The organism is Tsuneonella amylolytica, assembly GCF_003626915.1.
Lineage (GTDB): Bacteria > Pseudomonadota > Alphaproteobacteria > Sphingomonadales > Sphingomonadaceae > Tsuneonella > Tsuneonella amylolytica.
This window is the reverse complement of the sequence record NZ_CP032570.1, coordinates 374,479-395,086: the sequence shown is the minus strand read 5'-3', so window position 1 is coordinate 395,086 and position 20,608 is coordinate 374,479. Positions and strand designations below refer to the sequence as shown.

The window sequence follows — 20,608 nt, the reverse complement described above, 5'->3', positions numbered from 1 at the left end:
CCTGAGGTTCAGTCGTTCCCATATGGATTGGCGATACCCATGCTGGCAAGCGCCTTGATCTCCAGCGCCTCCATCGCATCGCCTTCCGCCGGGTCGATGTGGTCGTGACCGGCAAGGTGGAGCAGGCCGTGGACGATCAGGTGCGCCGCGTGGCTGTCCAACGGAGTGCCTTTCTCGCCAGCCTCGCGCTCGCAGGTCTCGTAAGCGAGCGCGATGTCGCCGAGCATTTCGGGCGGACCGTCGGCGGGCAGCGCGAGGAGGTCGGCGCGGTCCAGCATCGGAAAGGACAGCACGTTGGTGGGCGTGTCCTTCCCGCGCCATTCGCGGTTGAGAGCGTGGACCTGCGCGTCGTTCGTAAACAATACGCTGGCGGACAGCCGTTCGCCCCCCAATTCGGGAGCGACGGTTTCGGCCGCCGCGCGTGCGCGCTCGGCAAGGTCTGCCCAGTCGGTAGACGCAGGCCAGCCTTCGATATCGATGTCGAGCGTCACCTCAGTCGATCGGGCCTTCGTAGGCCTCCACGATGCGGCCGACGATCGGATGGCGCACGACGTCGGCGGCGGTGAAGCGGCTGACCGCTATGCCTTCGATGCCTTCCAGCTTGTCGACCGCATCGGCCAGACCGCTCATCCGGTCGCCGCCGGGAATGTCGACCTGCCGGGGGTCGCCGCACACGATCATCCGGCTGTTCTGGCCGAAGCGGGTGAGGAACATCTTCATCTGCTCGCGAGTGGTGTTCTGCGCCTCGTCGAGGATGATGAACGCGTCCGACAGGGTGCGACCCCGCATGAAGGCGATGGGGGCGACCTCGATCACACCGCTCGCGAGATGGCGCTCGACCTGCTCGGGCGGCAGGCAGTCGTAGAGCGCGTCGTAGAGTGGACGCAGGTAGGGATCGACCTTGTCCTTCATGTCGCCGGGCAGGAAGCCGAGCTTCTCGCCCGCCTCGACCGCCGGGCGGCTGAGGATGAGGCGCTGGACGCTGCCGGTGATGAGCTGGCTGACCGCCTGCGCGACCGCGAGATAGGTCTTGCCGGTACCCGCCGGGCCGAGCGCGAACACGATGTCGCGGCTCGCCAGTTGCTGCATGTAGGGGATCTGGCCGGCGCTGCGCGGGACGATCGTCTTGCGGCGTGTGCGAATCATCACCGGCGGCGCGCTGTCACCGCCGCGCACGATGCCTTCCAGCGTCGGTTCGTTGGACATCGCGATCAGCCCCTCGATTGCGCCTGCGTCGAGTTCCTGCCCCATCGCCAGCCGGTCGTACATCGCCTTTAGCGTATCGCGCGCGCGGGCGACGGCATCGTCGCTGCCTTCGATCTGCACCTTGTCGCCGCGGGCCGAGATGAACACGCCAAGCCGGTTTTCGACCTGGACGAGGTTCGCATCGAACTGGCCGAACAGCGGGCCGAGCAATCGCTGCTCGTCGAAGGTGATCTCCGTCCGGGCCCGGCGCGGGGCGGCGGGTGAGAACGGTATGGCGCCATCGGCGCGGGCGGGTTTGCGAGCCAGTCTAGCGTTCCTTTCGCGTGTGCGATTCGCAAGATGTGGTCGCGATGGCCCGCGCGCAAGCCGGGTGGTCGGCCGACGCGGTGGAAAAGCGTCAGGCGTGGACGGGTTGCAACACCCGTCCGGCGAGCGAGTTGGGCCCGGCCTCGACGAGTTCGACTTCCACGAGGTCACCGATGGCATGATCGCCTTCGAACCACACGCTCTGGAGCCACGGCGACTTGCCGAGCCATTGGCGGGGCTTCTTGCCCTTGCGCTCCACCAGAACGGCGCACCGCTTGCCGACAGAGGCGGCGTTGAAGGCGGACTGGTCGCGATTGAGAGCGGCTTGCAGGCGCTGAAGGCGGTCGTCCATCACCTCGGGCGCGACCTGTCCGTCCATCGTCGCCGCCGGAGTGCCGGGGCGGGGCGAGTACTTGAAGCTGAAGCACTGGGCATATCCGACCGTTTCGACGAGCTTCAGTGTGTCCGCGAACTCGGCTTCGGTCTCGCCGGGGAAGCCCACGATGAAGTCGCCGGAAATCGCGATATCGGGCCGCGCATCGCGAAAACGGTCGAGCAGGCGCAAGTACCCGTCGGCGGTGTGGCTGCGGTTCATCGCTCGCAGGACGCGGTCCGATCCGCTCTGCACGGGCAGGTGCAGGAACGGCATCAGCTTCGCGACCTCGCCATGCGCGGCGATCAGTCCGTCAGTGACGTCTGCCGGATGGCTGGTGGTGTAGCGGATTCGCTGGAGGCCGGGCAGCGTCGCCAACTCGCGGATGAGGCCGTCCAGCCCGACGGCGCGGCCGGCAGCATCCTCTCCGCTCCACGCGTTCACGTTTTGCCCGAGCAGCGTGATCTCGCGCGCGCCGGCATCGACCAACCTGTGCGCCTCGTCGATCAGGCTGGCGAACGGGCGCGAAATCTCGGCCCCGCGCGTGTAGGGCACGACGCAGTAGGTGCAGAACTTGTCGCAGCCTTCCTGCACCGTGAGGAAGGCGCTGGGGCCGATCTTCCGCCGCTCGGGCAATGCGTCGAACTTGGCGATCGCGGGCATATCGGTGTCGCTGGCGCGCTCGCCCGCAACGGCTCGCTCGAGCATTTCGGGCAGGCGGTGGTAGGCCTGCGGGCCGACGACCATGCCGACGGCCGGGGCGCGGGCCATGATCTCCTCGCCTTCGGCCTGCGCCACGCAGCCGGCGACCGCGATCAGCGGCTTGCGGCCAGCCTTGTCGCCCGATTTCACGATGCGGCCGATGTCCGAATAGACCTTCTCGGCCGCTTTCTCGCGGATGTGACAAGTGTTGAGGACCACGAGGTCGGCGTCCTCGCCCTCGGGTGCCGGGGAAATGCCCTGCGCGGCGAGCAGTTCGGCCATGCGCTCGCCGTCGTAGACGTTCATCTGGCAGCCGAAGCTCTTGACCCGGTAGGTCCTTGGGGGCGGGGAGGTCTGCATGGGGCGGGGCGGTTAGCCGAAATACGCCGCGGAGGCTAGCGCGCCATCGTACCGGCAATCGCGCTGCGTGCGGCGGCGGAAATCGCCTTGCGGCCCGCAAGCTCGGCCCCGCCCAGCGGCGGGAGGAAGCGAACCGTCAGCCGGATGGGCCGAAGCCGGGCGAGGATGCGCTTGAAGTTGTCGAGGCCGTGTTCCTCGCCCACCCAGGCGATCCGCTCGGCATCCTCGTAGACGAGCGCGACCGGCTGCACAGCGACACCCTCGGGCAGGGGTTCGAGGGCGGAGAGCAGCGACGACTTGAAGGCGATGGGGGAGGTGCCGTCGCTCGTCGTCCCCTCGGGAAACAGGGTCAGCCGACCCCGAGCGGCCATCGCGGCGCGCACATGGCCGGCTTGTTCGGCGACGCTCGCCCGGTCGTGGCGGGCAATGAACACCGTGTCGTTCATCTCGCACAGCCACTTCAGAAACGGGAAGGCGGCGAGCCCGTCGTGCGCGACGAAGGCGGACCCGGCGGTGTGTGCGAGGGCGGGAATGTCGAGCCAGCTCACATGGTTCGACAGCAGTAGTGCGCCCGGTACCGCACGCCCTTCCGTTCGGATGTGCAGGCCGGCGATCGCTCCGATGGCGGACAGGAAGATGCGGGGCCACCACCGGCCGGCACCGACCGCGCGCCATGCGAAGTGAAGCGGGGTGCACACCACCAGCATAAGCAGCATCAGCAGCAGACGGAACCCGATCAGCCCCCAGCCCAGCGGCTGGATGCGCGGCGCGGGCAGGGCGCGGTCCATCAGCTTTCGCGGTCGAGCCGCACGCCGTAGAGTTCCATGCGGTGATCGACGAGCCGGTAGCCGAGCTTCTCGGCGATCTGGCGCTGCAAGGCCTCGAGCTCCGGATCGACGAATTCGACGACCTTACCGGTTTCCACGTCGATCAGATGGTCGTGGTGCGCCTCGGGCGCGGCCTCGTAGCGGGCGCGGCCGTCGCCGAAATCGTGGCGGTCGAGGATGCCGGCTTCCTCGAACAGGCGGACCGTGCGGTAGACGGTGGCGATCGAGATCTTCGGATCGATGGCGGAGGCGCGGGTGTGCACCTGCTCGACATCGGGATGATCCTCGCTCTCCGACAGGACGCGGGCGATCACCCGCCGCTGTTCGGTGATGCGCAGTCCGCGGTCCGCGCAGAGCTGTTCGAGATCGATCGTCTGGTGCAAGCCGCGCTCCGCCAAAGAATTACGCCCCGGAACCTAGGGAACCGGGGCGCAAGTCTCAAGCGTTAGGCTTGGGAATCAGGCGTCCGACTTCTTCTTACGGCCGCGCTTTTGGCCGGGCTTCCGGCCGAGACCGATTTTGACCGCGAGATCGCGGCGCGTTTCGGCGTAGTCGGGAGCGACCATCGGATAGTCGGCACCGAGGCCCCAGCGGGCGCGATACTCGTCAGGCGTCATGCCGTGTTCGGTCATGAGATGCCGCTTGAGCATCTTCATCTTCTTGCCGTCTTCCAGGCAGACGAGATGATCCTTCTTGACCGAAGACCGCACCGAAACCGCAGGCTCGAGCTTTTCTTCCTCGACCGGCGCCGCGCCGCCGAGACCGGAAAGCGCCTGATAGACGGTTGTGATGAGTTCGGGCACATCGCCCACTTCGACATTGTTGTTACTGACGTGTGCGGCGACGATGTCGGACGTCAGCGTGATCAGCGTCTCCGTCATGTCGGTTTCAAGCGTTTCCATGTGAACCTCGTGCGATTGAGATATGCCTTGGCGAAAAAGTAATCGCGCTCGGCACGAGATTTCATTGGGCCACGGAGCGTCTTGTGACAAGCCCGCGACACCCGTTAATTGTCTAATACTTTGGTGCGATGTCGGATCAGTCGGCAATCGTATACCCGAACGTAATTGCATCGATGCGCGATCCGTCGGGCTTGCGGTAGTACGCCGGCCGTCTTCCGATCGGTTCGAACCCGTGCCGCTCGTATAGTAATCGGGCCGAATTGTTTTCCCGCATTTCTAGAAAGATACGTTCCGCATTGCGCGTTCTTGCCTGACGGACGACGTCGGCCAGCAGTGCGCCGCCGAGGCCGTGCCCGCGCCACTGCGGGGCAACGGCAATGAGCAGGAGCTCCTCCTCCCCCGGCGCGGAGCGGACGAGCGTGAAGCCGGCGGCGGGGTCAGCGCTCGCAGGGATCGCACCGTAAACATCGATAAGCCGGTAGTGGGTGTGCGGGAACGCAAGGGAATCGGAGACTTGCCGCCGGGTCCAAGCCTCTCCCCATTCGGGGGCGAAGGCGGCCGCCATCACATCCATGATGCGGTCGAGATCGTCCTTCATCCGGGCAGCCGCGCGTCGGGCGCGCGTCCGTAGATGGGGGTCAGCGCGTCGGTCATGACGGTCTCCGGCAGGCGCGCAGCCGCCGCCGCGTCAGGCAAGGCGTCGATAGCCTCGCCGAACCCGCGAAGCGCGACGAAATCGTTCGCCCGGGACCCCGTGACGATCGTTTGCGAAAAGGCTTCGACCGCAGCGGCGGGTGCCATCGATGCGACAGGGGCGAGGGGTTCGAGGCCGGGACCGAAAGGCTGGACGAACCATTCGCCGTGGCCGCCCTGCACGCAGACCAGCGTCTCTCCCACGGCCTGCTCTGCCTGCGCGGCGAGCAAAGCCAACGTCGGATACCCGCTGACGCGGGCCTCCCATGCGATGCCGAGCGCGCGCGCCACGGCGATGCCGATGCGGACCCCGGTGAAGCTGCCCGGCCCGAGCGAGACGCGAACGACATCGGCCCGCCCTTTACCGGGCAGGGCGGCGATCATCGGGACGAGGTGTTCGGCATGCCCGCGCCCGAGAACGCGGTGGTCGCGGCCCACAAGGGTCGAGGGACCATCGCCCATGTTTTCGACAAGCGCGACCGAGCACGCTTCGCTGGCGGTGTCGATGGCGAGGATGCGCATGGTACGGGTCCGATGCCGCAGCACCGGCGCCGCTTCAAGTCAGACGATGCGGTTGAACTTGCCGAACTCGGGTCGCGGGCTGCGATCGAAGATCGTCGATGCGTCGCCGTAGCCGACCGAACAGATCCAGTCGGCTCGTACCCGCGGTTCGTCGGCGAAGAATTCCGCCGTCACCTTGTCGAGATCGACGCCCGACATCGGCCCGCAATCGAGCCCCAGCGAGCGGGCCGCCAGCATCAGGTAGGCGCCCTGAAGCGCCGAGTTGCGAGCCGCGGCCTCCTTGCGGCCCGCCTCGTCGCCTTCGAACCAGCTCTTCGCATCCGTATGCGGAAACAGCCAGGGCAGTTCTTCGTGGAAGTCGATGTCGTAGCCAATGATCACGCACACCGGTGCGGTTAGGACTTTCTTCTTGTTCTGCTCGGAAGCGAACCCGGCGAGTTTCTCCTTCGCGTCCGCGGATTTCGCCCAGACGAACCGAGCGGGATGCATGTTCGCGCTCGTCGGCGCCATCTTGAGCAGGTCGTAGATCGCCTCGATCTGTGTTTCGCTCACATCCTTGTCGAGCCAGCCGTTGTAGCTGCGCGCCTCGCGGAAAACCTGGTCGAGCGCCCGGTCGTCGAGCGGCTGGTCGTGAAACTGCTTAGTCATGCTGCGCGCACCTCGGTGACTTCGGGAATGTAATGCTTGAGCAAGCCTTCGATGCCGTGTTTGAGCGTCGCGGTAGAACTCGGGCAGCCGGCACAGGCGCCCTGCATCGCGAGGTGGACGATACCGTCGCGATAGCCGCGATAGACGATGTCGCCGCCGTCGTTGGCCACTGCCGGTCGGATGCGCGTTTCCAAAAGGTCGTGGATCTGCGCGACGATGTCGGCATCGGCCGGGTCCTCGTCGACCGCCATGTCCTCCTCTGGCGGCACCATGATCCCGCCCGCATCGCCCCCGGCGAAGAGCGGCGCCTCGGAGACGAAGTGGTCGAGCAGGCACGCGACGACTTGCGGCTTGAGCATACTCCAGTCCGCACCGGGCGATGCAGAAACGGCGACGAAATCGCTGCCGAAAAGCACGTTCGACACTTCGCCTGTGTCGAACAAGGCCTGCGCCAGCGGGCTGGCTTCCGCCGCTTCGGGATCGGCGAATTCGCGGGTGCCCGAAGGCATGACCTGCCGCCCGGGCAGGAACTTGAGCGTCGCCGGGTTGGGCGTGGTTTCGGTCTCGATGAACATGGCGGCGATGTAGGAGCGGGGGCGGGGCGGGGCAAGTTCGTCGAGCCCCATGCGTTTCTTGTCGGCCATTCACTATCCCTTCACGCGGCCCCTCCCTATAGCGACCGGCATGACCTTCCCTTCGCGTGCCGTCCGGCACCTCGCGCCGCTTCTCGTCATCGCTCTCCTGGGTTCGCCGGTCTCGGCGCAGGACACTGCCCCGGTCCAGCCGAAATCCATCCAGACCGGCACCACGACGCCGTGGATTTATGAAGGCAGCGACGTTCCGCGTGACAAGGAATGGGTCTTCGGCAAGATGCCCAACGGTTTGCGTTACGCGGTCCGCAAGAACGGCGTGCCGCCCGATCAGGTGTCAATCCGCGTGCGCATTGATGCCGGGTCCATCCACGAGACCGATTCCGAGCAGGGTTTCGCTCACCTGCTCGAGCACATGACCTTCCGCGAAAGCCGCTATATTCCCGATGGCCAGGCGATCGCGACATTCCAGCGTCTGGGCGCGACGTTCGGCAGCGATACCAACGCCGAGACGACGCCGACGCAGACGGTCTACAAGCTCGACGTTCCCGACATCAATCCGGCCAAGCTCGACGAGGTGTTCAAGCTGCTCTCGGGCATGATCGAGGCGCCGACGCTGACCGCCAAGGGCTTGCGCGAAGACCTGCCCATCGTGCTCGCCGAAAAGCGCGAGCAGGCCGCCGCCTCGCAGCGCGTATCGGAAGAAAGCCGCAAGACCATCTTCGCCGGACAGCGCCTTGCGAACCGGCTCCCCATCGGCACCGAGGCGACGCTGACCGGTGCGACGCCCGCTGCGGTCCGGGCCTTCCACGAACGGTGGTATCGGCCCGAGAACACGGTCGTGGTCGTCGCCGGCGATGCCGATGCGACCGTGCTCGCTGGGCTCGTCGAGAAGTATTTCGGCGACTGGAAGGGCAAGGGGCCGCACGTTGCGGCGCCCGATTTCGGCGATCCGAAGGCACCGGCGGGGGCGGACCCGAACAATCCCGTCGGCGAGACCGCCGTGCTTGTCGAACCGGACCTGCCGCGCAATCTGACCTATGCGGTCGCCCGCCCGTGGCGGCCGGTCAACGACACTATCGAATACAACCAGGGCCTGCTGCTCGACTCGCTGGCGCAGTCGATCATCAACCGCCGGCTGGAGTCGAAGGCACGGGCGGGCGGTTCCTTCCTCTATGCACAGGTCAACCAGGAGGATGTCAGCCGCACCTCCGACGCTACCTTCGTCAGTTTCGCCCCTCTCACCGACGATTGGAAATCGGCGCTTGCCGACGTGCGCGGCGTGATCGCCGACGCGATGGCGACCCCGCCGACGCAGGAAGAGATCGACCGCGAGATGGCCGAGTTCGACGTGGTCTTCGCTGCCTCGGTCGACGAGCGCGCCGTGCTTCAGGGCAGCAAGCTGGCCGACGACGTAGTGAAAGCGGTCGATATACGCGAAACGGTCGCGGCGCCGGAAACGGTGCTGACGGTTTTCCGCGGCATGAAGGATCAGTTCACGCCCGCCAACGTGCTGGCCCATACGCGGTCGCTCTTCACCGGATCGGTCATTCGGGGCGTATACGTCACCCCGGCGACGGGCGAGGCGACGGCCGAGGCGCTTCGGGCTGCGCTGCTCGCGCCTGCAGTGGCAGACGGATCTTCGCGGCTTGCGGCGAAGTCGATCTCCTTCGCCGATCTTCCGGCGATCGGCGAGCCCGGTACGATCGTCGATGACAAGCCGCTCGGCATCCTCGACATCGAGCGGGTGAAGCTGTCGAACGGCGTCACCGCGATCCTGTGGAACAACCAGGCCGAGGCCGGGCGCGCCATCGTAAAGGTGCGGTTCGGATCGGGCCGCCGTGCGTTCGATGCCAACGATGCGGTCTATGCCGCCTTGGGCGAGACCGCGCTCGTGGGCTCGGGCGTGGGTTCGCTCGGGCAGGAGGAACTCGACCGCATCTCGACGGGCCGCAAGATGGGCTTCGATTTCGCGATCGACGACGGCGTATTCACCTTCACCGCGCAGACGCGGCCGGCCGACATTGCCGACCAGCTCTACCTGTTCGCCGCCAAGCTCGGCATGCCGCGCTGGGATGCCAACCCGGTACAGCGCGCCAAGGCGGCATCGAAGCTCGCCTACGAAAGCTATGCGACGAGCCCAAGCGGCGTCTTGCAACGCGATCTCAAGTACGAGACCTTCGGCCGCGACCCGATCTATGCGACGCCGTCCCCGGCACAGCTCGACGCGGCGACACCCGAAGGGTTCCGCGAGGTGTGGGAGCCGCTGCTGAAGCAGGGGCCGGTCGAGGTCCTGGTTTTCGGTGACTACGACTCCGCCGCCGTGAAAGACGCGTTGCGCAAGACCTTCGGCGCGCTGCCCCCGCGCACGCCGATCCCGGCGGAGGCGCTGGCGCGGGTACCGACCGTTCCGGGCGACGTGGCCGATACGCGGGTACTCTACCATCGCGGCGACGCAGCCCAGGCGGCCGCGGCGGTTGCCTGGCCCACCGGCGGCGGTTCGACGAACCTGCGCGAAGCGCGCCACTTCGAGGTGCTCACCAGCCTGCTTAACAACCGGCTGCTCAACGAGATGCGCGAACGGACCGGGGCGAGCTACTCGCCGCAGGTCGGCAGCCAGTGGCCCGAGGATCTCGCGAACGGCGGGTCGATCCGCGCACTCGGTATGGTGCGCCCGCAGGATGTTCCCGCCTTCTTCGCCGCCGCCGACGAGATCGTGCGCGACCTTGCCGCCGCGCCGCCGCCGGCCGCCGAACTCGCGCTGGTTACCGAGCCGCTCAAGCAGCTCATCACCCGGTCGGCTACCGGCAATACCTTCTGGCTTTACCAGCTCGAAGGCGCGACGACCGATCCGGTGCGGGTGGGTCAGCTGAGGTCGCTGCTGTCGGACTACACCGAGGTGTCGCCGCAGGAACTGCAGGCGCTCGCCCGCAAGTATCTTACCGGCACTCGTCCGCTTCGGATCGCGATCATTCCGGAAGGGCAGACGCTCGCGACCTCGGTCCCGGCGGGCGCCGCCACCGGGCGCTGACGCTATCGAGCTTGGGCCGCCCCAAGTTCAACTGGCTTGGTTCCGGACCGCTTTTGCGCTTGGCCGGTCCGGCCGGTATGAAGCGGCGGACCAACACGAGCGAGCAAGGACGGTATAGTGGCGACGAACTGGGCACCTGACAGCTGGCAAAGGCACGAGGCACGGCACTTGCCGCGCTATGCCGACCCTGCCGGGCTGGCCGAGGCGGAGGCCACGCTCGGCAGCTATCCCCCGCTCGTGTTCGCCGGCGAAGCGCGGGCGCTCAAGGCGGACCTGGGCGAAGTCGCCAACGGGCGGGGTTTCCTGCTGCAGGGCGGGGACTGCGCGGAAAGCTTCGCCGAATTTCATCCCAACAACATCCGCGACACATTCCGCGTGCTGCTGCAGATGGCGGTGGTGATGACCTTCGCCAGCAAGCGACCGGTCGTGAAGGTGGGGCGCATGGCGGGCCAGTTCGCCAAGCCGCGTAGCTCTGACACCGAAACGCAAGGCGGGGTCACGCTGCCGAGCTACTTCGGCGACAATGTCAACGGGATCGAGTTCGATGCCGACGCCCGGCGCAACGATCCGCAGCGCATGGTCCGCGCGTATTCGCAGGCCGCCGCCACGCTCAACCTGCTACGCGCCTTCGCTGGGGGCGGGTATGCCAACCTCAGGCAGGTGCATCGCTGGACGCTTGATTTCATGGGTCGCAGCCCGTGGGCTGACCGCTTCCGCGACGTGGCCGACCGCATCGGCGAATCGCTCGATTTCATGGAAGCGTGCGGGGTAAACCCCGAGACGCTGCCGCAACTCGAGCGGACGACGTTCTACACCAGTCACGAGGCGCTGCTGCTGCCCTACGAACAGGCGCTGACGCGGCAGGATTCGCTGACCGGCGACTGGTACGACACCAGCGCCCATATGGTCTGGATCGGCGACCGCACCCGCTTCCCGGGCAGCGCACACGTCGAGTTTTGCCGGGGCATCGGCAATCCGTTGGGTATGAAATGCGGGCCGAGCCTCGAGACCGACGACCTGCTGCAACTGCTCGACACGCTCAATCCCGCGCGCGAGGCGGGGCGGATCACGCTCATCAGCCGCTTCGGCCACGACAAGGTCGAGGCCGGTCTCCCCCGCCTCGTTCGCGCGGTCGAGCGCGAGGGGCATCCCGTGGTGTGGAGCTGCGACCCGATGCACGGCAACGTCGTGAAGTCCGACAGCGGCTACAAGACGCGGCCGTTCGATCGCATCCTGTCGGAAGTGAAGGGCTTCTTTGCCGTGCACCGGGCGGAAGGCACACACGCGGGGGGCATCCATGTCGAGATGACCGGGCAGGACGTGACCGAGTGCGTCGGCGGGGCGGTGGCGATCACCGATGCTGCGCTGGGAGACCGCTACCACACCCACTGCGATCCGCGCCTCAACGCCGCGCAGTCGCTGGAACTCGCCTTCCTGCTGGCCGAAATGCTCAACCTCGAGGCGCAGGCCGGACAGGCGGACGCCGCGTAGGTAAACTAACGCCGGGCAACTTGGCGGGAAATTAACCCGGCCATGCCATCGCCGGCGCATGATTCTGGCGCTCGCGCTCACAGTCGTCCTGCTCGGGGCGGTGCTTGTCATCGCCATGCGCGCGATGGCCGGCCTGCGTTCGGCGACCGCGCGCTTCGATCGCGCGCTCGCCGACACGATCGCTCTCGGCGACATGGCAGAGCAGCTTGCCGACCTCGGGCGCTGGCGCGCGAGTCCGGCCGGAGCGCAGGAGTGGTCGAACGGACTGTGCCGGATCGTGGGCGTTCCTGCCGGAATGGCCCCGGACGACGAGACGCAGCGCGAGATGATGGTCGACGGCGGCGCCACCTTTCGGCGGGTTTTCGAAGAGAATCATAAGAGCGCCGCACCGTTCGCATTCGATGTCGACATCGTGCGCTTCGACGGGGAGCATCGCGTGCTGCGCGTGATCGCGCGCAACATTTTCGGCGACGACGGGTGCCTGGTCGAGCGCCACGGGGTCGCCCTAGACGTGACTGAGAGGCGGCGCGAGGTCGCGGCACTGGCGGCGGAGAGATTCGCCGCGCTCGCTGCGGCGGAGGAAGCGCGGCACCTTGCCGAAACCGATGCGCTGACCGGCCTCGCCAACCGTCGCCGCGCGATGGCCGAGGCGGATCGGGCAGCGCTCGCCTCGGCGAAGGAGGGCGAGCCGCTGGCGATGCTCGTCTTCGACATCGATCACTTCAAGGCCGTCAACGACCGGTACGGGCATCCCGCGGGCGACGCGATGCTGGTGAGGGTTGCCGAGCTTGCGCGAAAGTCGCTCCGCGATGGCGACACCGTTGGGCGCATCGGCGGGGAGGAGTTCCTGTGCATCCTGCCGGGCGCTGACCTCGCGATCGCGCGCGCCTGCGCCGAGCGCCTGCGCCAGACCATCGCCGCCGAGAGCGCGGTGGAGGGTGTGCCGGCCGTGACCATCAGTCTCGGATACGCCGGCTGGCGCAAGGGCGACAGCGCACTCGCTTTGTTCGCACGAGCCGACGCGGCGCTCTACGCTGCCAAGCAGGCGGGGCGGGACTGCGTGAAACGGGCGGCCTGAAGCGCCGCTTGGCCGATCAGGGCCGCAGGATCGTCGAGCCCGTGGTCTTGCGCCATTCGAGATCGCGGTGGGCCTGCGCGGCCTCCTCCAGCGGGTAGGTCTGTCCGATGTCGACCTCGATCTTGCCGCTGGCGAGCAGGTCCCACAACATGGCGCTGCCTTCCGCGCGCTCGCCCGGCTCACGGTAGTAGTCGAACAATGTCGGCCGCGACACGAAGAGCGATCCCGCCGATGCCAAGCTGCCGAGCGCCACCCCGGTCACCGGGCCGCTGGCGTTGCCGTAGGACGCGATGATGCCCCGCCGTCCGGTTGCCTCGAGCGACGCCTCCCACGTCGCCTTGCCGACGCCGTCGTAGCTCGCGCGCACCCCCGCGCCGCCGGTGATGTCGCGGACCTTGGCGGCGAGATCCGCATCGTCTGCAAGGATCGCGTGTTTCGCGCCCCGGCCACGCGCAACCGCGCACTTCTCGTCGGTGCCGGCCGTCGCGATGACCCGCACGCCGCGTGCGGCGAGCCATTGCACCAGCAGTTGCCCGACTCCGCCTGCCGCCGCGTGCACCAGTGCCCAGTCGCCCTCGGCCAGCGGCGCCACCCGCTCGGAGAGCATCTCGGTCGTCAGCCCCTTCAGCAGGACTGCCGCCGCAACGTCGAGCTCGATCCCGTCGGGAACCGCGAACAGCGCGTCCGCAGACGTGACTTGGGCATCGGCATAGGCCGCCCGGTTCGGACCGAATGTCGCGACGCGGTCGCCGACGGAGAAATGCACGCCTTCGCCGACCTCCTCCACGATCCCGGCCGCTTCCAGGCCGAGCGTGCCCGGCAGGTCGATCGGATAGAGGCCCGACCGGTGGTAGGTGTCGATGAAGTTGAGCCCGACCGCCTCGTGCCGCAGCAGCACCTCGCCGGGGCCGGGGCTGGGCAGATCGACCTCGCGCCACGCAATGACCTCGGGCCCGCCGGTCCGCTCGATGTAAGCCTGGCGAAACCGCATGGTGGCCCTTTCTTGAACAAATGTCGGAACGAAAACCGAACGCGGCCGGTTTGCAATTTGAAGACCGTCTGCCATGGTCCCGTCACGGCGGCAACGACAGGAGAGATCTCTTGCCCCAGCCGAGGGTGGACCAGACACGATCGGCCGTCGACATGCTCGCCGGCGACTTCCGCCATACGCGCGCGATGTCCGAGGCACTCGCCGGCCCGCTGTCCGATGCCGACGCGACCATCCAGTCGATGGAGGATGCGAGCCCCGCCAAATGGCATCTCGCGCATACGACTTGGTTCTGGGAAACCTTCCTCCTTCGCGACCATGCGCAGGGCTATCGGCTGTACCGCGAAGACTGGCCGTTCCTGTTCAACTCCTATTACGAGGCGGAAGGCGAGCGGATTGCGCGCTTTTCGCGCGGGCTGCTCTCGCGTCCTACACTGGCGGAATTGCTCGAATGGCGTGGCCATGTGAACGCGGCGATGGAGCGGGTGCTCGGCGATCCGGCGTTGGAGCCGCTCATACGCCTCGGCATCGCGCACGAGCAGCAGCACCAGGAACTGCTGCTGACCGACATCAAGCACGCCTTGTTCCAGAACCCGCTTGGCCCGGCAATGTTCGAGGGCGCGCCTGAACCGGCGGAGCCGGTTGCGGAAAGCGGATGGCATACGCATCCGGGCGGCATCGCGATGATCGGCCACGATGGTAGCGGCTTCGCCTTAGATAACGAGGGGCCGCGGCACCGTGTCCTTCTCGAACCGTTCGCGCTCGCCTACCGGCTGGTCACCAACGGGGACTGGCAGGATTTCATCGACGATGGCGGTTATCGGACAGCCGTCTTGTGGCTGTCCGACGGATGGTCGTGGGTGAAGGACGAGCGGATTGCCGCGCCGCTCTACTGGCGGGGCGACGAACACTTCACCCATGCCGGGTGGCAACCGCGCGACCGCAACGCGCCCGTCACCCATATCTCGTATTTCGAGGCAGACGCCTACGCCAGTTGGGCCGGCGCGCGGCTGCCGACCGAGTTCGAATGGGAGGCGATCGCGCAAGGGCACGATCCCGCCGGCGGCAACCAGCTCGATGGCGCGCACCCGGTGCTGCCGCGCGGTGGCACAGACCTGTTCGGCGACTGCTGGCAGTTCACCCGTTCAGGCTACCTGCCGTACCCGCGCTTCCGCCCTGCGGAGGGCGCCGTGGGCGAATACAACGGCAAGTTCATGAGCGGGCAGTTCGTGCTCAAGGGAGCGAGCTGTGCCACGGCGCGGGGCCATTCGCGCGCCAGCTACCGTAATTTCTTCTACCCCCACCAGCGCTGGCAGTTCACCGGACTGCGGCTCGCGAAGGACACCTGATGACTGCACGGGAGGGGCTGGCGCTCGTCGAACGGGACGAGCACGGCGTGGACACCAAGTTTCGCGAAGACGTCCTGCGAGGCTTGTCCGAACCGCAAAAGGCGCTGCCGGCGCGCTGGCTGTACGACGACGCCGGATCGCAGCTGTTCGAGGACATCACGCAGCTGCCGGAATACTATCCGACTCGTGCGGAAGCCGAAATTCTGCGCGCGCAATGTGATAAATTTCGGCACCTGATCGGCGAAGGCCGCGCCGTCGTGGAGTTCGGATCGGGCAGTTCGGTGAAAACGCCGCTGCTGCTGGGCTGCATCGCGCCCGCCGCCTACGTGCCGCTCGACATTTCGGGAGAGTTCCTGCGCGCCGCGGCGGAGGAACTGTCGGCGAAGTTTCCCGGCCTGCCGGTGCACCCGGTCGAGGCCGATTTCATGCGCCAGGTCCAGTTGCCCGCGGCGGTCGCGGACTTGCCGAAACTGGGCTTCTTCCCCGGCTCGACGATCGGCAACATGGTGCCGCGCACCGCGACCGATCTGCTGCGCACGATGCGCGCCACGCTGGGCGAGGGATCGCAGCTGCTGATCGGGATGGATCTCGTCAAGGATCCCGCGGTGCTGGAGGCGGCTTACGACGATGCGCAAGGGGTGACGGGCGCCTTCAACCTCAACCTCGCGCGGAGGATCAACCGCGAACTCGGCGGCACCATTCCGGTGGACGACCTGCGGCACGTAGCCCGCTGGAACGACGACTTCGCCCGCATTGAGATGCATCTGCAGGCTACGCGCGACATTGCGTTCGAAGTATCGGCCAAGCGCTTTTCCATGGCGGCGGGCGAAACGATCCACACTGAGAACAGCCATAAGTTCTCGCGCCGGAGCAGCTACCAGCTCCTGCTCGCCGGTGGCTGGACGCCGCGCGAGCGGTGGACCGACGGGGAAGGGCGGTTCTCGCTCATCCTTGCCGATGCCACCATCCCGCGCTCGGCGCCCTGATCGCGGGATGGAGAGTCATGGCGGCGAAAGCATGGCGGGTGTAGGGTCGCAGCCATGGACGTGAAGACAATCGTCGAAGCCACCGCCGATCTCCTGCGCGAGGTTCCGCGTTCGGGCCTGCTGATCGCCACCGTCGCCGCAGTCGTCGGCAGCATGGTGGGCGGCGCGATCGCCCGGCGTGGCAGCGCGTTCGGGCGCTGGCTGGCGACGGGCAGCACGTTCGTTCTGGCGGGCATCCTCGTTCTGGTGGTGCTGCAGGTGTCGCGCTTCGACCCGCGTCTCGACGTTGCCGTTCCCGAACTTGGCCTGCCGTCGCAAACCGTCGCCGGGCGCGAGACGCGCGTCGAGCTGGCGCGCGACGGTCATTTCTGGATCACTGCGGAGGTCAACGGCACTCCGGCCCGGTTCCTCGTTGATACCGGCGCTACGCTGACGGCGGTGTCGGTACCCGTCGCCGAAAGCGCGGGGCTGAAGCCGCGGACAGGCGGAATGCCGGTGCGCATCGCGACCGCGAACGGCACCGTTTCGGCCGAGATCACGACGATCGACACGCTGACCTTCGGCAACGTCAAGGCCGGCGGCCTCGACGCGGTGATCGCGCCCAACATGGGCAACACCAACGTGATCGGGATGAACCTGCTCAGCCGCCTTGCATCGTGGCGGGTCGAAGGATCGACGCTGATCCTCGTTCCCAATCATCCCCAGCCGGTTGCCGAGTAGTCCGCCAACTGGCAGGGCGGCGGCCATGACCGACCGCTTCCAACCCCCGCTCGAAGGCATCCACAATTTCCGCGACTACGGCGGTTACGCTGCCGACGGCGGGACGGTGCGTCGGGGGCTGCTCTACCGGTCGGGCCAGCACGTGAAGGCGACCGACGAGGATCTCGAGGCCTTGCGCGCGCTCGATATCCGCACCGTGATCGACCTGCGCGGTATCACCGAGCGCGAGATGAACCCCTGTCGCCGGCACGAAGGCTGGGCGGGCGAGGTGATCGCGCACGACGGCGAGACCAGCAGCAGCCCGCCGCACATGGACATCGACGCCAGCACCACGACCGCGCAGTACGCACGCGACCGGATGCTGTCGGTCTATACCCGGATGCCCGCCAATCCGGCGATGCACGCGATGTTCGGCCGCTACCTGAACGCGCTGGCCGACCGCGAGGGGGCGAGCCTGGTGCATTGCTTTGCTGGCAAGGACCGGACCGGCATCGCCGCGACGCTGCTGCTCCACATCCTCGGCGTGTCGGAGGAGGATCAGCGGGACGAATTCCTGCTGACCAACCAGGCGCCGACGCTGGCCGTCCTGCGCGCCCAGTCGGTGCCCGGCATCGAGGCGCGGCTGGGGCGCAAGGTGGACGACGAATCGATCCGCGCCTTGTTGGAGGTGCATGAGGATTACCTTGCGCGCTTCCACAAAACCGTGCGCGAGATGGCGGGCTCGCTCGACGCCTGGCTCGCAGATACGATCGGGGTGGACGAAGGTTTGCGCGACCGGCTGCGGGCGAAGTTCGTCGCCTGACGGGGACAGCCCGCAAACACCCACTCGATTCCGGCGCGCGCAGGCACTATCTCGCGCCGCCTGACGGAGATTACGATGGCTACCCACAAGACCAAGCTGCTCATCATCGGTTCGGGCCCCGCCGGGCTCAGCGCCGCGATCTATGGCGCCCGCGCGATGATGGAGCCGATCGTGGTGCAGGGCCTGCAGCCCGGCGGTCAGCTGACGATCACCACCGATGTCGAGAACTATCCCGGCTTCAAGGACGTGATCCAGGGCCCCTGGCTGATGCAGGAAATGGAGGCGCAGGCCGTCCATGTCGGCACGCGGATGATGTGGGACACCATCGTCGACATCGACATCTCCGGCCATCCGTTCCGCGCCACCGGTGACAACGGCGACGTGTACGAAGGCGACACGCTGGTCATCGCCACCGGCGCGCAGGCGAAATGGCTGGGCGTTCCGGGCGAGATGGAACTGGGCGGCAAGGGCGTGAGCGCGTGCGCGACCTGCGACGGGTTTTTCTATCGCGGCAAGAAGGTCGCGGTGATCGGCGGGGGCAACACCGCGGTCGAGGAGGCATTGTACCTCACCAACCATTCCGACGACGTGACGCTGATCCACCGCCGCGACGAACTGCGCGCCGAACGCATCCTGCAGGACCGGTTGTTCAAGCATCCCAAGATCACCGTCCTGTGGAACAAGGCGGTCGAACGCTTCGCCGGCGATCCGCTGGCGGGCGGCCTCACCCACCTCGAACTGCGCGACACCGTCACCGGCGAGACGAGCGATTTCGCCGCCGACGGCGCGTTCGTGGCGATCGGACACGCGCCTTCGACGGAGCTATTCAAGGGGAAGCTGCCGATCGACGACGGCGGGTACCTGATCGTCGAACCCGGCACGCCCAAGACTGCGGTGCCCGGGGTCTTCGCGTGCGGCGACGTGATGGACCACACCTACCGCCAGGCGGTGACCGCCGCGGGCACGGGCTGCATGGCCGCGCTCGATGCGGAGCGGTTCGTCGCCGGCCTCGACATCGACCTCGAAGGCCATGTCGAGAAGGCGGAGGAAGCCGCCTAGCTCAGCGGGCCGGGCGGGCCGAGCTCACCCGTGGAACACGCCGATCGCGGCGTGTAGGACGAGCGCGATCAGCGCGAGCGTGGACAGCGCGAACAGCGCGAAGCGGACCATGACCCGGTTCGCCGTCGCCTGCCAGATCGAATGGGCGATGCGCAGGCCCACATAGATCCACGCGATGGTCGTGTTCAGCCCGTCGCCCTGACCGATGATCGCCAGCACGATGGCGACCGCGTAGAACACGGTCGGCGCCTCGTGCAGGTGGTTGTAGTTGTGGGCCGGCCACTGCGCGCGCACCGGCAGGGCGCGATCGAGCGACATGTCGGGATCGTCGACCAACCGGTCGGGATCGACCTTCGCCTTGTTCATCGCGGGAATGCGGATAGCGTACATCCACACCCACATCACCATCGTCCACGCCAGCAGCGCGACGACCGGCTTAAGGATGTCCATGCCGATCACGACACGATCCCCGGATTGGCGAACAGCGTCACGATCAGCGCTCGGACGGCGAGCACGATGAGGGCGAGGGTCGAAAGGGCGAAGAGCAGGAACCGCACCTTCACGACGTTGACCGTCGCCTGCCAGACCGAATGCACGATGCGAAGCGCGACGTAGATCCACGCGAACAGCGGGTCCAGCGGGCCGGGGCCCATGATCGCGAGGATGAGCACAGCCGCGTAGAAGATCGTCGGCTGCTCCATCAGGTGGGCGTAGTTGTGCGCTTTCCAGTTGATGCGGTCGTCGAGTACGCCCTCGAGGTTCTGGCCGCGTCCGCCGGGCTTGGCGTTGCCGAGTCCGCCCATCTTGCTCAGGGCCGGCAGCCGCGTGGCCGCCATCCAGACCAGCATGACCAGTGTCCAAGCCACCAGAACGGCGGCGGGTGCGAGCATTTGTGCCTGCATCGAAATATCCCCCAATTGACCCTCTCACTCGGGAGTGCGCTCCCGGCGAACGGTTGTCAAACGGGACTAATCGGTCGTCGACAGGGTGCGGGCGAAATCCGCGGCATCGGTGTTGCCGCCGCTGATCGTGACGACCGTGTGTTCGTCGAGCGCGACCTTACCCGCCAGTGCGGCGGCGAGCGCGGCGGCACCGCCCGGTTCGACCACGAGCCGCAGCTTTGCGAACGCGAAACGCTGGGCGGCGCGGACCTGGGCGTCGGTCACCGTGACGCCTGGATCGCATCGCTCGCGTAGCACGGCGAAATTGACCGGCGCGGTGCTCGGCGTCTGGATGGCGTCGCAGATCGTCTTGGGCGCGCCGGGTTCGACGCGCTGGATGGTGCCGGTTTGGAGGCTGCGCGCAACATCGTCCCACCCTTTCGGCTCGACCGGCACGATGGCGCTGTCGCGGCAGGCGAGGGCCAGGCCCGCGGCAAGCCCGCCGCCCCCACAGCACACCACGATCCGGCTCGGCTCGCGCCCCAGTTGCTCCGCGATCTCGATCCCCATGCTCCCCTGCCCCTCGATCACCCAAGGGTCGGCATAGGCATGGACGAGGATGCGGCCGCGCTCGTCGCACAGGGCGTTGGCGATGGCGTCGCGGTCCTCGCCCCCGGCCCGGTCGTAGAGCACGATCTCGGCGCCTAGCGCGGCAGTGGCTTCGAGCTTCACCCGCGGCGCGTCGGCCGGCATCACGATGGCCGCTTCGATGCCGAGTTCGCGGGCGGCCCAGGCGACGCCCTGCGCATGGTTGCCGCTCGACACCGCGATGACCCCGCCTGCGCGTTCCTCGGGCGTCAGGTCGGTCAGCCGGTGCCATGCCCCGCGGATCTTGAACGCGCCGATGGGTTGCAGGTTGTCGCATTTCGCATGGACGCGCACTCCGCCGATCTCGACCGGCAGCAGCGGCGTGGGCGGCAGGATCGCGGCGATCTTGCCGGCTGCGCGCAGCACGCCGTCCTGGGTGGGCGCTCTGGGGCTTTCGCGAAACATTCGCCCGCCCTAGTGCGTTCGCCAGTTACAGCCAATCGAAT

22 protein-coding genes are annotated in these 20,608 nt (G+C 67.3%); 8 read left to right on the top strand and 14 right to left on the bottom strand.

Going from position 1 to position 20,608, the window contains the following annotated elements; translation table 11 throughout:
- Positions 1-8: 8 nt before the first annotated feature.
- The 10 genes from ybeY to D4766_RS01870 form a co-directional block, all read right to left on the bottom strand.
- Complete coding sequence (gene ybeY / locus D4766_RS01915; RefSeq protein WP_120715928.1) at positions 9-491, bottom strand: rRNA maturation RNase YbeY; 483 nt, start codon at positions 489-491, stop codon at positions 9-11.
- A 1-nt stretch (position 492) separates the two neighbouring features.
- Positions 493-1,512, bottom strand: a complete 1,020-nt coding sequence (locus tag D4766_RS01910; protein WP_120717998.1) for a PhoH family protein — start codon at positions 1,510-1,512, stop codon at positions 493-495.
- A 91-nt stretch (positions 1,513-1,603) separates the two neighbouring features.
- Entirely contained in the window at positions 1,604-2,947 is a 1,344-nt protein-coding gene (miaB, locus tag D4766_RS01905; RefSeq protein ID WP_120715927.1) for a tRNA (N6-isopentenyl adenosine(37)-C2)-methylthiotransferase MiaB, read from the bottom strand.
- 35 nt (positions 2,948-2,982) lie between these two features.
- On the bottom strand, positions 2,983-3,735 hold the full coding sequence (locus D4766_RS01900) for a lysophospholipid acyltransferase family protein (RefSeq protein ID WP_120715926.1): 753 nt from the start codon (positions 3,733-3,735) through the stop codon (positions 2,983-2,985).
- A complete protein-coding gene (locus D4766_RS01895; RefSeq protein WP_120717997.1) occupies positions 3,735-4,157 on the bottom strand; it encodes a Fur family transcriptional regulator in 423 nt (140 codons plus the stop codon). Before D4766_RS01895 ends, D4766_RS01900 begins: the two co-directional genes overlap by 1 nt.
- Before the next feature lie 75 nt (positions 4,158-4,232).
- Entirely contained in the window at positions 4,233-4,676 is a 444-nt protein-coding gene (locus tag D4766_RS01890) for a Ros/MucR family transcriptional regulator (RefSeq protein WP_120715925.1), read from the bottom strand.
- 136 nt (positions 4,677-4,812) lie between these two features.
- A complete protein-coding gene (locus tag D4766_RS01885; protein WP_120715924.1) occupies positions 4,813-5,274 on the bottom strand; it encodes a GNAT family N-acetyltransferase in 462 nt (153 codons plus the stop codon).
- Entirely contained in the window at positions 5,271-5,891 is a 621-nt protein-coding gene (tsaB, locus tag D4766_RS01880; protein ID WP_120715923.1) for a tRNA (adenosine(37)-N6)-threonylcarbamoyltransferase complex dimerization subunit type 1 TsaB, read from the bottom strand. Before tsaB ends, D4766_RS01885 begins: the two co-directional genes overlap by 4 nt.
- Before the next feature lie 39 nt (positions 5,892-5,930).
- The gene (locus D4766_RS01875) at positions 5,931-6,539 is read right to left on the bottom strand and encodes a malonic semialdehyde reductase (protein WP_120715922.1); all 609 of its coding nucleotides are present in this window, start codon (positions 6,537-6,539) and stop codon (positions 5,931-5,933) included.
- Positions 6,536-7,114, bottom strand: a complete 579-nt coding sequence (locus D4766_RS01870; RefSeq protein WP_120717996.1) for a NifU family protein — start codon at positions 7,112-7,114, stop codon at positions 6,536-6,538. Before D4766_RS01870 ends, D4766_RS01875 begins: the two co-directional genes overlap by 4 nt.
- A 109-nt stretch (positions 7,115-7,223) precedes the next feature.
- Here D4766_RS01870 and D4766_RS01865 point away from each other — a divergent pair, with 109 nt between their 5' ends.
- From D4766_RS01865 to D4766_RS01855, 3 genes are all read left to right on the top strand, one after another.
- Positions 7,224-10,160 (top strand): M16 family metallopeptidase, encoded by a 2,937-nt coding sequence (locus D4766_RS01865; RefSeq protein WP_120715921.1) that lies wholly within the window; start codon positions 7,224-7,226, stop codon positions 10,158-10,160.
- A gap of 117 nt (positions 10,161-10,277) precedes the next feature.
- On the top strand, positions 10,278-11,651 hold the full coding sequence (locus D4766_RS01860; RefSeq protein ID WP_120715920.1) for a class II 3-deoxy-7-phosphoheptulonate synthase: 1,374 nt from the start codon (positions 10,278-10,280) through the stop codon (positions 11,649-11,651).
- 58 nt (positions 11,652-11,709) lie between these two features.
- A complete protein-coding gene (locus D4766_RS01855; RefSeq protein ID WP_120715919.1) occupies positions 11,710-12,729 on the top strand; it encodes a GGDEF domain-containing protein in 1,020 nt (339 codons plus the stop codon).
- A gap of 16 nt (positions 12,730-12,745) precedes the next feature.
- On the opposite strand, the gene D4766_RS01850 is transcribed toward D4766_RS01855, so the two are convergent.
- On the bottom strand, positions 12,746-13,720 hold the full coding sequence (locus D4766_RS01850) for a quinone oxidoreductase family protein (protein ID WP_120715918.1): 975 nt from the start codon (positions 13,718-13,720) through the stop codon (positions 12,746-12,748).
- A 152-nt stretch (positions 13,721-13,872) separates the two neighbouring features.
- On the opposite strand from D4766_RS01850, the gene egtB reads away from it, so the two are divergent.
- The 5 genes from egtB (at position 13,873) to trxB (ending at position 18,633) form a co-directional block, all read left to right on the top strand.
- Entirely contained in the window at positions 13,873-15,066 is a 1,194-nt protein-coding gene (egtB, locus tag D4766_RS01845; protein WP_120717995.1) for an ergothioneine biosynthesis protein EgtB, read from the top strand.
- Positions 15,066-16,052, top strand: a complete 987-nt coding sequence (gene egtD / locus D4766_RS01840) for an L-histidine N(alpha)-methyltransferase (RefSeq protein ID WP_120715917.1) — start codon at positions 15,066-15,068, stop codon at positions 16,050-16,052. The genes egtB and egtD overlap by 1 nt, the downstream gene beginning before the upstream one ends.
- Positions 16,053-16,106: 54 nt before the next feature.
- Positions 16,107-16,772 (top strand): retropepsin-like aspartic protease family protein, encoded by a 666-nt coding sequence (locus D4766_RS01835; protein WP_120715916.1) that lies wholly within the window; start codon positions 16,107-16,109, stop codon positions 16,770-16,772.
- 25 nt (positions 16,773-16,797) lie between these two features.
- Positions 16,798-17,574, top strand: a complete 777-nt coding sequence (locus tag D4766_RS01830; RefSeq protein ID WP_120715915.1) for a tyrosine-protein phosphatase — start codon at positions 16,798-16,800, stop codon at positions 17,572-17,574.
- Positions 17,575-17,649: 75 nt separating this feature from the next.
- A complete protein-coding gene (gene trxB, locus D4766_RS01825; protein ID WP_120715914.1) occupies positions 17,650-18,633 on the top strand; it encodes a thioredoxin-disulfide reductase in 984 nt (327 codons plus the stop codon).
- A 24-nt stretch (positions 18,634-18,657) separates the two neighbouring features.
- Here the strand turns inward: trxB and D4766_RS01820 are convergent, their stop codons facing one another.
- The 3 genes from D4766_RS01820 to D4766_RS01810 all read right to left on the bottom strand — a co-directional run bounded on the left by D4766_RS01820 (position 18,658) and on the right by D4766_RS01810 (position 20,567).
- Positions 18,658-19,083 (bottom strand): MAPEG family protein, encoded by a 426-nt coding sequence (locus tag D4766_RS01820; protein ID WP_120717994.1) that lies wholly within the window; start codon positions 19,081-19,083, stop codon positions 18,658-18,660.
- 5 nt (positions 19,084-19,088) lie between these two features.
- Positions 19,089-19,535, bottom strand: a complete 447-nt coding sequence (locus tag D4766_RS01815; protein ID WP_120715913.1) for an MAPEG family protein — start codon at positions 19,533-19,535, stop codon at positions 19,089-19,091.
- Positions 19,536-19,601: 66 nt separating this feature from the next.
- Complete coding sequence (locus D4766_RS01810) at positions 19,602-20,567, bottom strand: threonine ammonia-lyase (RefSeq protein WP_120715912.1); 966 nt, start codon at positions 20,565-20,567, stop codon at positions 19,602-19,604.
- Positions 20,568-20,608: the final 41 nt, after the last annotated feature.